Origin of the sequence: Bacillus sp. JKS001846 (assembly GCF_900176455.1) — a bacterium.
In the GTDB taxonomy this organism is placed as follows: Bacteria; Bacillota; Bacilli; order Bacillales; family Bacillaceae_G; genus Bacillus_A; species Bacillus_A cereus.
This window is the reverse complement of record NZ_FWYG01000001.1, coordinates 309,279-321,676: the sequence shown is the minus strand read 5'-3', so window position 1 is coordinate 321,676 and position 12,398 is coordinate 309,279. Positions and strand designations below refer to the sequence as shown.

The window sequence follows — 12,398 nt, the reverse complement described above, 5'->3', positions numbered from 1 at the left end:
ATACTATTCCTGCTCTGGGTCACGCAAGTAATACCCTACTCCACGTCTAGTTACAATTAAAGTAGGATGGCTTGGATTATCTTCAATTTTTTCACGCAAACGACGTACTGTAACGTCTACTGTGCGCACATCTCCAAAATAGTCATAACCCCAAACTGTTTGTAATAAATGTTCGCGTGTCATAACTTGTCCTAAATGTTTCGCTAAATAATGTAGCAACTCAAATTCACGATGTGTAAGCTCGATATTTTCCTCGCGCTTCGTTACACTATATGCATTTGGATTAATCACAATTGGTCCAATAACCATTTCTGTATTTTCTTCTTTTTCCGCAGCACCACCTTGTTGATGGCGGCGTAAATTCGCCTTCACACGAGCAAGTAATTCCCTTGTACTAAATGGCTTCGTTACATAATCATCTGCCCCAAGCTCAAGCCCTAATACTTTATCAATCTCAGAGTCCTTTGCTGTAAGCATAATAATCGGCATTTCTGAGCTTTTACGTATTTCACGGCAAACCTCTAAGCCGTCTTTACCTGGTAGCATAATATCTAATAAAACCATATCTGGTTGCTCTTCATTAGCCTTTTCAATTGCTTCATCACCATCATGCGCCATTACTATTTCAAAACCTTCTTTTTCTAAGTTAAACTTCAAAATATCTGCAATCGGCTTTTCATCATCAACTACTAAAATTTTCTTTCCCATCATCGTCTATTTCCTCCTTATAAAAATATGGTCAATAATCCCTAAACATATTGATGTTTACATAGTATGTCCTATATGACCGCATCCTTTGTTTAAGTATTTTCTCCTCTATTCTCATAGACTCATGTATGATCCACTTTTACACGGCATCTTATACGATCTATAGAAAAACCTCTAGCTTCAACTGCTAGAGGCTCCTCGTTCTATTTTAAAATAACTACTCAGTTTTGTAAAATTACATAAATAAAAAGGATATTAAGTGGGCCCACTTAATATCCTGAGAGTGGCTCGGGACGGAATCGAACCGCCGACACGAGGATTTTCAGTCCTCTGCTCTACCGACTGAGCTACCGAGCCAAAACTATATATAAAACCACTAATGGTGGTATAAACAAAAGTGGCGGTCCCGACCGGGGTCGAACCGGCGATCTCCTGCGTGACAGGCAGGCATGTTAACCACTACACCACGGGACCAAAAACAAGCAAAAAAAAACATGACCCGTACGGGATTCGAACCCGTGTTACCGCCGTGAAAGGGCGGTGTCTTAACCACTTGACCAACGGGCCACGAAAAATAAAATGGTGAGCCATGAAGGACTCGAACCTTCGACCCTCTGATTAAAAGTCAGATGCTCTACCAACTGAGCTAATGGCTCATACTCACCAACGTCATATTTTCGTGACGACAAGATGTATCATAACATGTATTCTGTATTTATTGCAATACTTTTTTTCGTTTTTTTATAAAAGAATAAGAAAAAACTCATGCGGACATGAGTTTTTTCTAAAAAATATTAATTAAGCTTCATATACATTACGAACAATATTTGTTTGGTTACGATCTGGTCCAACTGAGAACATAGATATTTGAATTCCTGTTAACTCAGAAACACGTTCTACGTATTTTCGTGCATTTTCAGGAAGTCCATCTAATGATTTTACACCAGTAATATCTTCTTCCCAACCTGGAAGCTCTTCATATACAGGCTCACATTTCGCTAAAATGTTTAAGTTAGCTGGAACTTCATCAATAACTTCGCCATTGTATTTGTAAGCAACACAAATTTTAAGAGTTGGAATACCTGTTAAAACGTCGATAGAATTTAATGATAAATCCGTTAAACCACTAACACGACGTGCATGTCTTACAACAACGCTATCGAACCAACCTACGCGGCGTGGACGACCAGTTGTCGTTCCATACTCGCGACCAACTTCACGAATTTGATGACCAATTTCATCATGAAGTTCAGTAGGGAATGGACCATCACCAACACGGCTTGTATATGCTTTACATACACCTACAACGCGAGTAACTTTCGCAGGACCAACTCCAGTTCCAACTGTTACACCACCAGCAATTGGGTTAGAAGATGTAACGAACGGGTACGTACCGTGGTCAATATCAAGCATAACACCTTGCGCACCTTCAAATAATACACGGTGATTATTATCTAATGCATCATTTAATACAACAGACGTATCACATACATATTGCGCGATTTGTTGCCCGTACTCGAAGTACTCTTCGAAAATTTCTTCTACAGTGAAACCTTCTGTATCGTACATTTTTTCAAATAAACGATTTTTTTCTACTAAATTGCGCTCAAGCTTCTCTTTAAATGCTTCACGGTCTAAAAGATCAGCCATACGAATACCAATACGAGCAGCTTTATCCATATATGCAGGACCGATACCTTTTTTCGTTGTACCGATTTTGTTATCACCTTTACTTGCTTCTTCTAACTCATCTTGCTTTAAGTGGTAAGGTAAAATAACATGTGCACGGTTACTTACACGTAAATTATCAGTACTTACACCACGATCGTGTAAGTATTTTAACTCTTCAAGTAATGCTTTTGGATCTACTACTAATCCGTTTCCGATTACACAAATTTTCTCTTTATAGAAAATACCAGATGGAATTAAGTGTAATTTATATTTAACTCCGCCGAAAACAATTGTATGTCCCGCGTTATTTCCACCTTGATATCTTGCAACTACTTCCGCATGCTCAGAAAGAAAATCAGTGATTTTACCTTTTCCTTCATCGCCCCATTGTGTTCCTACAACTACTACTGAAGACATTATTAAAGCACCTCCGCAATTTTCAAACGATCTATTCAAACAATATAATTGTACCAAAACCGAAAGAGAAGTCAACCGAAAAGCGAACATTTTTTCACAAAAAAACATTTTCGTTCGTAAGAATTATATATTTAACTTATGAAAGCCTTATCTTTCTTATAAAAAAAAAGAAACACATCTTATTATAAGAAATGTGTTTCTTTTTTATACTGCCTTTATGCCGGTGGAGCATGTCCATCCTCAAAACGACGTTCTAAGTTAACGAACTTATTGAACTCTTTGACGAATGCAAGTTCCACTGAACCTACTGGACCGTTACGTTGTTTTGCAATAATAATTTCAATTGTATTTTTGTTTTCCGTTTCTCGATCATAGTAGTCTTCACGATATAGGAAAGCTACAATATCAGCATCCTGCTCAATACTTCCAGATTCACGAATATCAGACATCATCGGGCGTTTATCTTGACGAGATTCTACACCACGAGATAACTGTGATAAAGCAATAACAGGCACTTGCAATTCACGTGCAATCCCTTTTAAGGTACGAGAAATCTCAGATACTTCCTGCTGACGGTTTTCTCCTGATTTCCCACTTCCTTGAATAAGCTGCAAATAGTCAATCAAAATCATACCAAGACCTTGTTCTTGCTTTAATCTACGACATTTTGCTCGAATCTCATTTACTTTAATACCTGGCGTATCATCAATATATATACCAGCATTTGAGAGACTCCCCATTGCCATTGTTAATTTTGCCCAATCATCGGAAGTTAATGAACCAGTACGAAGTCTTTGTGCATCAATATTCCCTTCTGCACAAAGCATACGCATAACAAGCTGATCAGCACCCATCTCCAAACTAAAAATCGCTACATTTTCATCCGTTTTCGTCGCTACGTTTTGTGCAATATTTAATGAAAATGCCGTTTTCCCTACTGATGGACGTGCTGCCACGATAATTAAATCATTTCGTTGGAAACCTGCTGTCATCTTATCTAATTCAGTAAACCCAGTTGGTATCCCAGTAACTTCACCCTTTTGATTATGCAAAAGTTCAATTTTGTCATAAGCATCTACAAGAACATCTTTAATGTTTTGGAATGCTTTTGCATTCGTTTGATGGGATACTTCTAATATTTTTTTCTCAGCCTCATTTAAAAGACCATCCACATCATCTTCTCTCTCGTATCCATCCGATACAATATGAGTCGCCGTGCGAATTAAACGACGTAAAAGCGCCTTTTCAGCGATGATGCGTGCGTAATATTCTACGTTAGCTGCAGTTGGCACAACTTCTGCTAACTCTGCTAAGTAAGAAACCCCACCAACTTCTTCTAGTAGTCCTTGATCAGCCATTGCTGATGTCATCATTACTAAGTCGATCGGCTCTCCCTTATCAGATAGCCCAAGCATGACTTCAAAAATCTTTTGATGTTTCGTTCGATAGAACGAATCAGGTACCAATAACTCTGATGCTGAAGTTAACGCATCTTGATCAATCAATATGGCCCCTAAAACCGCCTGCTCAGCCTCTATATTATGCGGAGGGGTACGATCAGCAAGTACATCACTCATACGCAATCCTCCTTGCTTAATTTATTTTTATTGTTCACTAACATGAACTTTTACTGTTGCTGTTACTTGTGGATGCAATTTCACAGTAACGTTTGTATAACCTAACGCGCGGATTGCATCGTCCATTTCAAATTTACGTTTATCAAGCTTAATCTTGTGTGATTTTTGCATTGCATCTACGATTTGTTTGCTTGTGATAGAACCAAATAAACGGCCACCTTCTCCAGATTTCGCCTTTAATTCTACAGTTAATTTCTCTAAAGTCTCTTTTAACTCTTTTGCATTTTCAAGCTCTGCTGCTGCATCTTTTTCTTCTTTACGCTTTTGAGCTTCTAAAGTTTTCATACTGCTATTTGTTGCTTCAGCAGCTAATCCTTGTTTTAATAAGAAGTTATTTGCATAGCCATCTGGTACGTTTTTTACTTCTCCTTTTTTACCTTTACCTTTTACGTCTTTTAGAAAAATTACTTTCATGATTGTGTGCCTCCCTGTAAATAGTCATCAATAACAAATCGAAGCTTCTCCTCAGCTTCATCTACTGTAACATTTTTCATCTGTGTGGCTGCATTCGTCAAATGCCCGCCACCGCCTAAGTTTTCCATAATTAGCTGCACATTCACTTCACCTAAAGACCTGCTGCTAATTCCAATGAGATTCTCGCCACGTTTCGCAACAACAAATGATGCAATAATCCCTGTCATCGTTAATAACGTGTCTGCCGATTGCGCAATAAGCACTTGATCGTAGTAATCATCACTATCAACTTTAGCAATCGCAATTCCATTTTTATAAATGTACGCATTTTTTATAGCTTTTGCAACCCGTAAATACTGATCCATATCTTCCTTTAAAAGTTCTTGTACAAGTACAGTATCTGCACCATGTGAGCGTAAATAAGAAGCAGCATCAAATGTACGAGCCCCTGTCCGGAATGTGAAACTTTTCGTGTCGACAATAATACCCGCTAACAATGCCGTCGCTTCTAACATTGTCATCTTTAAATTTTTAGGTTGATACTCAAGTAATTCTGTAACCAATTCTGCTGTTGAAGAAGCATATGGTTCCATATAAACTAGCAATGGATCTTCAATAAAATCTTCTCCACGGCGATGATGATCAATAACTACTACATTTTCAATTTTATGTAACAGTTTTTGCTCCATCACCATAGAAGGTTTATGCGTATCGACAACAACAAGTAACGACTCATCATTTGCAAATTCCATCGCTTGCTCTGGAGTAATAAAACGAGACCATAACTCCTCATTTTGTTTCACTTTGTCCATCAAACGCTTAATTCCTTTATCGGAATCATTTTCATCTAACACAATATATCCTTTACGCTCATTTAATTGAGCCACTTTTAAAATACCAATCGCAGCACCAATTGCGTCCATATCGGGAGCCCTATGCCCCATAATAATGACATTACTACTTTCTAATACTAAATCCTTTAACGCATGCGAAATGACCCTAGCGCGTACACGGGTACGTTTTTCAACCGGATTTGTCTTACCTCCATAGAACTTAACTTTACCTGTCGCTTGTTTAATAGCTACTTGGTCTCCCCCACGCCCAAGCGCAAGATCTAAACCAGATTGAGCCATTGCTCCAAGCTCTGATAAAGGTAAATCACCTGATCCGACACCCACACTTAATGTAAGTGGTATATTCCTTTTAGATGTTTCTTCACGCACCTGATCTAAAATGCTAAATTTCCCTTTTTCCATCTGCGTCAAAATACTTTCATTTAGCACAACGAAGAATCTTTCTGAAGATGCACGTTTTAAATACGCCCCATACTTAAGTGCCCATTCATTTAGTCGCGATGTCACAAGACTTGTTATATTCGTACGTAATTGATCATCTAATCCTTGTGTAACTTCATCATAATTATCCAAATAGATGACAGCTAAAACAGTCCTTTGATCCTCGTACATCTTTTCGATTTCTGTTTGTTCCGTTACATCAAAGAAATAAATTAACTTTTCTTCTTTCCTTACAAAAACGCGAAACTTTCGATTATTTAAAGAGACTATATCATCAGAAGTTTCTCCTTTAATGAAAAGAAGTAATGTTTCTGATACATCGTAAAGGTGCCATCCAGCTAATGCATGCTGTCCCAGACATGAAGATAAATAAGGATTTGCCCAATCAATCCCATAATCCTTATTGTATAACAAAATACCAATCGGCATTTGGTTAAATGCTTCATTACTTACTTTCTTTACTCTTGTAATCATATCTGTCGTATGCTTTTCGAAATTCCTTTGAAAATTAAGTTCAAATCGTATAACGATAAAGAATACGATACAAAAAATGACAAAAGCAGCTATCCCCATAATTAAATGAAAATAACAGAGAATTGAAATGAGCACAAACACAAAAAATGCCAATACATAAACAGGATATAAAAACCACTGTTTCTTATCAAATTCAGGCATGTATACAACTCCTATAAAGTAAAACTAACTCACCTTCCAGTTAGTTAAACAGATTAAAATAGTATAAGGAATATTATTTTATCCCCCTATTTTAGAACGCAATGAAATCCCTAAGTCAATTATACCTAAGATTGTCACAAGAGGAAACAGCATCGGAATAAACATGCATGCAATAAAACTAATAATAGGAACCCCTTTAGTAAAACCTTTTCTATACGCTAAAAAGGCGATAAATGTCAGACCTTGCAGTACAAGCAATAGTGCAAATATGACATTTAGGTTAGAAAATACCATATGTAAATATGACGTTGGTTCTACTTTTATAAAAGTTGCTAACAAAATAAATATAACGTAATACCAAATGATATTCTTTGGTAATTGTATATCTTTAAATTTAGGCCAAGATATAACGTCATGTTTTAACTTTTTCAAAACACTACCTGATATTATCACTGTAATCCAAGAAAAACATACTGAAACTAGCACAAGTATACTCGGAAGTAACGATTGTAATATATCGTTCATTTGTGCAAGTAACTCTTTTTGTTCCTTACTAATCGGCATACCTGTAGCACTTACTATCTTTTCGCTTTTCGCCATACTTTCACTAAATATACTTTGCATTTGCTTCATTATATCTATGTTGAAAAACTTTATACTCGCAACATAAATAAGTACAAAACCAATTAAGTATGCAAGCGTCCCAGCTATTAAGATTTCCACTGGCTTTTTTCTTGTTTTATACATATATCCTAAAACAATCCCTATCAATCCAAACATAATTGTCTTCACTAAATTCATCGGTTGACTCACAATAACAGTAACAAAAAGTGCCGCTACAAAAACCACGAGCACATTAGATAGTTTATGTCTTATCATTAATAGTATAAATGGTAACGGCAACGCAAAAGTTACAACTGTACCCAAAATCGGAACATACATAGATATAAGCAATAACATTGCATATATAGCCAACAACGCGGCACCTTCAGTAATAAATCTTGCTTGTTTCACATTTTAACCTCTCTTTCAAAAAAGAAAAGCATAGCAAAATGCACAGTAGAGTCCGACTCTACTGTGCATTTCATACGCTATTATTCACCAACATATGGTAAAAGTGCCATTTGACGAGCACGTTTAATTGCAACTGTAAGTTTGCGTTGGTATTTCGCGCTTGTTCCTGTTACACGACGAGGTAAAATTTTACCACGCTCAGAAACGAAACGTTTTAATAAATCAACATCTTTATAGTCAATGCGAGTGATGCCGTTAGCTGTGAAGAAACACACCTTACGACGTTTCGCACGTCCACCTTTGCGTCCTGCCATGTCTATTTCCCTCCATTCTTTGTTAAAACTAACAAATTTACTGTATTAGAACGGTAAATCGTCGTCGGAAATGTCGATCGGTTGACCTACATTTGAAAATGGATCGTCATTCTTCGTAAATCCAGAGTTACCTTGGTTACCTGAATTACTAGATTGACCAAATGGGTTAGAGCCTTGGTTACCGAAACCAGCTCCTGATGGTTGCTGATTAAATGAACCACGTTGCTCCCCACCGCCATTACGCGGCTCTAAAAATTGCACGCTTTCCGCAAGAACTTCTGTTACGTATACACGTTTACCATCTTGTCCCTCGTAATTACGAGTTTGAAGACGTCCATCTACGCCTGCTAAGCTACCTTTTTTCAAATAATTTGCTACGTTTTCTGCTTGTTTACGCCATATTACACAATTAATAAAGTCAGCTTCACGCTCACCTTGTTGATTGGCAAATGCGCGATTCACAGCTAACGTAAAAGTAGCTACTGCAACACCATTGGGCGTGTAACGTAAGTCAGGGTCCTTAGTTAAACGACCAACGAGGATAACACGATTCATCAATCGAACCACTCTCCCTTATATATCAATTATTTTTCTTCTTCTTTAACAACGATATGACGAAGGATGTCTTCGTTGATCTTAGCTAAACGGTCGAATTCGTTAATCGCTTCTGCGTTAGATTTCACGTTTAAGATCATGTAGAAACCTTCACGTAAGTCGTTGATTTCGTAAGCTAAACGACGCTTACCCCACTCTTTCGTGTTAATGATTTCTGCACCATTGTTTGTTAAAACACCTGCAAAACGTTCAACTAAAGCTTTTTGAGCTTCTTCTTCAACGCCAGGACGAATGATGTACATAATTTCGTACTTTCTCATTACACTTTCACCTCCTTTTGGTCTAAACGGCCCGTAATGGGCAAGGAGCAATTAATTTATAGTAATTACTCACGAGTTTAGATTATATCATAGTAAGTTATATGAATCAACTCACCAATACATAAAAAACTTGGCAAACATATAATATATTTGCCAAGCTCATATCTTTATTTTTCCTAGGAAATATTAAATTAAACGTTAAAACGGAAGTGCATAACATCTCCGTCTTTTACGATATATTCTTTTCCTTCTAAACGTACTTTTCCAGCTTCTTTTGCAGCTGTCATAGAACCGTTTGTCATTAAGTCATCGTAAGAAACTGTTTCTGCACGAATAAATCCACGCTCAAAGTCTGTATGAATAACACCAGCACATTGCGGTGCCTTCATTCCTTGTTTAAATGTCCAAGCACGTACTTCTTGAACGCCAGCTGTAAAGTAAGTAGCAAGTCCTAATAGGTCATATGCTGCACGAATTAATTGATCTAAACCAGACTCTTCAATTCCTAATTCTTCAAGGAATACTTTTTTCTCTTCTTCGTCTAATTCAGCGATTTCTGATTCGATTTTTGCACATACAACGATTACTTGAGAATTTTCATTTGCTGCAAATTCTTTTACCATTTGTACGTATTTATTTTCCGAAGGATCGATAACATCGTCTTCACTTACATTCGCTACGTATAACATTTCTTTTGTTGTAAGTAAATGAAGGCCTTTAACAACCTTCATCTGCTCTTCTGTAAATTCAACAGTACGAGCTGGTTTTCCCTCTTCAAAAGCTTCTTTTAAACGAACTAAAATTTCATGCTCATATACCGCTTCTTTATCTTTTTGTCTTGCTAATTTCGCAACACGCTCAATACGCTTATCAACAGACTCTAAGTCCGCTAAAATTAGCTCTAAATTGATTGTTTCAATATCATCAATTGGATCTACTTTCCCTGAAACGTGCGTAATATTTTCGTCTTCAAAACAACGAACAACTTGACAAATTGCATCTACTTGACGAATGTGAGATAAGAATTTATTTCCTAAACCTTCACCTTTACTAGCACCTTTTACGATACCTGCAATATCAGTAAACTCGAATACAGTCGGAACAGTCTTTTTCGGTTCTACTAGTTCCGTTAATTTATTTAAACGCTCATCTGGTACTTCTACAATCCCTACGTTTGGATCAATTGTACAGAATGGATAGTTCGCAGATTCTGCTCCTGCTTGTGTAATTGCATTAAATAAAGTGGACTTCCCTACGTTAGGTAATCCAACAATCCCAGCCGTTAATCCCATATTTTTCACTCCTATGTCTCAATCTTTCATCATTATAGATAGTAACGAAAAAAATGACAAGTTTCCGCCAAACGAAAAAAAGTAACAGTTACCTACTGTAACTGTTACTCTCCCTCTATTCTTCGTGCTTCACAAGTATTTTTTTCACCTTACGATCAAACTCTCTTCGAGGAATCATTACTGAATGGTCACACCCCTCGCACTTAATGCGGATATCCATTCCCATACGAATAATTTTCCAACGATTCTCGCCACATGGATGGGCTTTCTTCATTTCCACAACATCATACAAGTTATATTCCTTTTGCTCCACTCTCCAAACTCCTCTCCATACTAAATTGCTTTTCCACTAACTAATTCTTCACGATTATATAAAACCATACGCGGATATGGAATTTCAATTCCATGTAAATCAAGACGATTTTTAATCTCTTTACGAAGTGCCCTTGCAATAACTGCATGTTGCATCGGCTCTACTTCAGCAATAACACGTAATATAACTTCTGATGCAGCTAATGTTTGCACACCTAATAATTGAGGCGTTGTTACCATTTTTTCGTACTTTGAAGGTAATTCTACTAATAAATCTTCAATAACCTGCTCTGCTTTCGCAATATCAGCCTCATATGAAATAGATACATCAACAAACGCTACACTATTACTAACTGAGTAGTTAGTAACTTGAATAATACTTCCATTTGGTAAAGTATGAATTTCACCTGTCCAACTCTTTACTTTCGTTGTACGAAGTCCAATTTCTAAAACGACTCCTTCAAATTGACCGATTTTAACATAATCGCCAACTGAAAACTGATCTTCTAACAAAATAAATAAACCTGTAATAACGTCTTTCACTAAACTTTGAGCACCAAATCCGACTGCTAAACCAATTACCCCAGCACCCGCTAATAAACCTGATGCATTAATATCAAACACACCTAAAATCGCAATTAGCATAATGAACATAACAACGTACGCTACAATATTTTCAAGTAATTTCGCTACTGTAACTGTACGACGTTCTGAAATTTGAATTGGAGAACGACTTCCCATGCGAAACGCATTTCGTACAACCGCTCTTGCAATTCGCACAACAACTGCACCAATTGTTAAAATAATACATATTTTTAATGTCGCAACTCCAATATGAGCCCAACGATCAGCATCTAATAAATACTGTTTCATAGAATTAAACCACTTCGCTAATAAATCCATGTACCTCTACCTCTCTAGCTGAAATTTCTTTTTAGTTACCCTTATTATTGTATCAGAAGTCCCCTAATTGCTGAAAAAATTTTATGATTTTAATCCTATTTTATCCCCGACATCCAGGTATAAAATGGAACGAATATATATATACTAGTACTATTATTTCCGTTTTCATTCACATTTTGCAAAAATTACGCACTTATAACTTTCCATTTTCCTCACCATATAACATATATTGAAAATTTATTAAAAGGATGGGTGCTTCATGAATATTGGAAGTTTTCGCTTACCATTTTTTGAGAAAGAAACTCAAAACGTTATGCACCAAGATCTAGAAGCCTCCGAGATAATCAGTAATTTCTTACTTACCCATATTCCTATTAAAACTAATATACCACTCATTCTCGTTTGTATCGGCACAGATCGCTCTACAGGTGACGCACTCGGCCCATTAGTTGGTACAAAACTTGAACAGATAGACATCCAAAACCTCCAAGTATTTGGTACACTAGATGAGCCAGTACATGCGCTAAATTTAGAAGAGAAAATTCAGAATATACAGAAAGAATATCCTACTGCATTTATAATTGCTGTTGATGCATGTTTAGGAAAGTCCCAAAATATCGGATCAATCACTACTGGAAAGGGACCTAGTAAACCTGGAGCTGCTATGAATAAGAAATTACCTGCAGTTGGTGATTTGCACATACACGGTATCGTCAATCTAAATGGGTTTATGGAGTTTTTCGTTCTTCAAAATACAAGATTAAGTTTAGTCATGAAAATGGCTGATGTAATCGCACAAAGTATAAAAGAGACGGATCAAAAATTATCCGCATTAAAAAAAGCAAACCATCTATAAATAATAAGATGGTTT

The 12,398-nt window shown here is 36.7% G+C and carries 13 protein-coding genes and 4 tRNA genes; 1 reads left to right on the top strand and 16 read right to left on the bottom strand.

Annotated elements, in window-relative coordinates; genetic code table 11:
- Positions 1-3: 3 nt before the first annotated feature.
- The 16 genes from walR to B9A45_RS01780 all read right to left on the bottom strand — a co-directional run bounded on the left by walR (position 4) and on the right by B9A45_RS01780 (position 11,527).
- Positions 4-711 carry a cell wall metabolism DNA-binding response regulator WalR gene (gene walR, locus B9A45_RS01855; protein WP_000971865.1) on the bottom strand — a complete coding sequence of 236 codons (708 nt, stop codon included), beginning with the start codon at positions 709-711 and terminating at the stop codon, positions 4-6.
- A 281-nt stretch (positions 712-992) separates the two neighbouring features.
- Positions 993-1,065 (bottom strand) — tRNA-Phe (locus B9A45_RS01850).
- Positions 1,066-1,106: 41 nt separating this feature from the next.
- Positions 1,107-1,182 (bottom strand) — tRNA-Asp (locus B9A45_RS01845).
- A 21-nt stretch (positions 1,183-1,203) separates the two neighbouring features.
- Positions 1,204-1,275, bottom strand: a tRNA-Glu gene (locus B9A45_RS01840).
- Positions 1,276-1,288: 13 nt separating this feature from the next.
- A tRNA-Lys gene (locus B9A45_RS01835) sits at positions 1,289-1,364 on the bottom strand.
- 142 nt (positions 1,365-1,506) lie between these two features.
- A complete protein-coding gene (locus B9A45_RS01830) occupies positions 1,507-2,796 on the bottom strand; it encodes an adenylosuccinate synthase (RefSeq protein WP_000100239.1) in 1,290 nt (429 codons plus the stop codon).
- Between the two features lie 215 nt (positions 2,797-3,011).
- Positions 3,012-4,373, bottom strand: a complete 1,362-nt coding sequence (gene dnaB, locus B9A45_RS01825) for a replicative DNA helicase (RefSeq protein WP_001286148.1) — start codon at positions 4,371-4,373, stop codon at positions 3,012-3,014.
- 27 nt (positions 4,374-4,400) lie between these two features.
- The gene (gene rplI, locus B9A45_RS01820; RefSeq protein ID WP_000864228.1) at positions 4,401-4,847 is read right to left on the bottom strand and encodes a 50S ribosomal protein L9; all 447 of its coding nucleotides are present in this window, start codon (positions 4,845-4,847) and stop codon (positions 4,401-4,403) included.
- Positions 4,844-6,817 carry a DHH family phosphoesterase gene (locus B9A45_RS01815; RefSeq protein WP_001113788.1) on the bottom strand — a complete coding sequence of 658 codons (1,974 nt, stop codon included), beginning with the start codon at positions 6,815-6,817 and terminating at the stop codon, positions 4,844-4,846. The genes rplI and B9A45_RS01815 overlap by 4 nt, the downstream gene beginning before the upstream one ends.
- A 78-nt stretch (positions 6,818-6,895) precedes the next feature.
- Positions 6,896-7,831 (bottom strand): YybS family protein, encoded by a 936-nt coding sequence (locus B9A45_RS01810; protein ID WP_118415557.1) that lies wholly within the window; start codon positions 7,829-7,831, stop codon positions 6,896-6,898.
- Between the two features lie 80 nt (positions 7,832-7,911).
- Positions 7,912-8,145, bottom strand: coding sequence for a 30S ribosomal protein S18 (rpsR, locus tag B9A45_RS01805; RefSeq protein WP_000918873.1), 234 nt, complete (start codon positions 8,143-8,145; stop codon positions 7,912-7,914).
- A gap of 45 nt (positions 8,146-8,190) precedes the next feature.
- Positions 8,191-8,703, bottom strand: a complete 513-nt coding sequence (ssb, locus tag B9A45_RS01800) for a single-stranded DNA-binding protein (RefSeq protein WP_000981966.1) — start codon at positions 8,701-8,703, stop codon at positions 8,191-8,193.
- 26 nt (positions 8,704-8,729) lie between these two features.
- Positions 8,730-9,020 (bottom strand): 30S ribosomal protein S6, encoded by a 291-nt coding sequence (rpsF, locus tag B9A45_RS01795; protein ID WP_001233778.1) that lies wholly within the window; start codon positions 9,018-9,020, stop codon positions 8,730-8,732.
- Between the two features lie 191 nt (positions 9,021-9,211).
- Positions 9,212-10,312 (bottom strand): redox-regulated ATPase YchF, encoded by a 1,101-nt coding sequence (ychF, locus tag B9A45_RS01790; RefSeq protein WP_000524672.1) that lies wholly within the window; start codon positions 10,310-10,312, stop codon positions 9,212-9,214.
- Positions 10,313-10,427: 115 nt separating this feature from the next.
- Positions 10,428-10,625 (bottom strand): DUF951 domain-containing protein, encoded by a 198-nt coding sequence (locus B9A45_RS01785; RefSeq protein ID WP_000435485.1) that lies wholly within the window; start codon positions 10,623-10,625, stop codon positions 10,428-10,430.
- Between the two features lie 20 nt (positions 10,626-10,645).
- Complete coding sequence (locus B9A45_RS01780; protein ID WP_000364814.1) at positions 10,646-11,527, bottom strand: mechanosensitive ion channel family protein; 882 nt, start codon at positions 11,525-11,527, stop codon at positions 10,646-10,648.
- A 259-nt stretch (positions 11,528-11,786) separates the two neighbouring features.
- On the opposite strand from B9A45_RS01780, the gene yyaC reads away from it, so the two are divergent.
- Positions 11,787-12,383, top strand: coding sequence for a spore protease YyaC (gene yyaC, locus B9A45_RS01775; RefSeq protein WP_001020715.1), 597 nt, complete (start codon positions 11,787-11,789; stop codon positions 12,381-12,383).
- Positions 12,384-12,398: the final 15 nt, after the last annotated feature.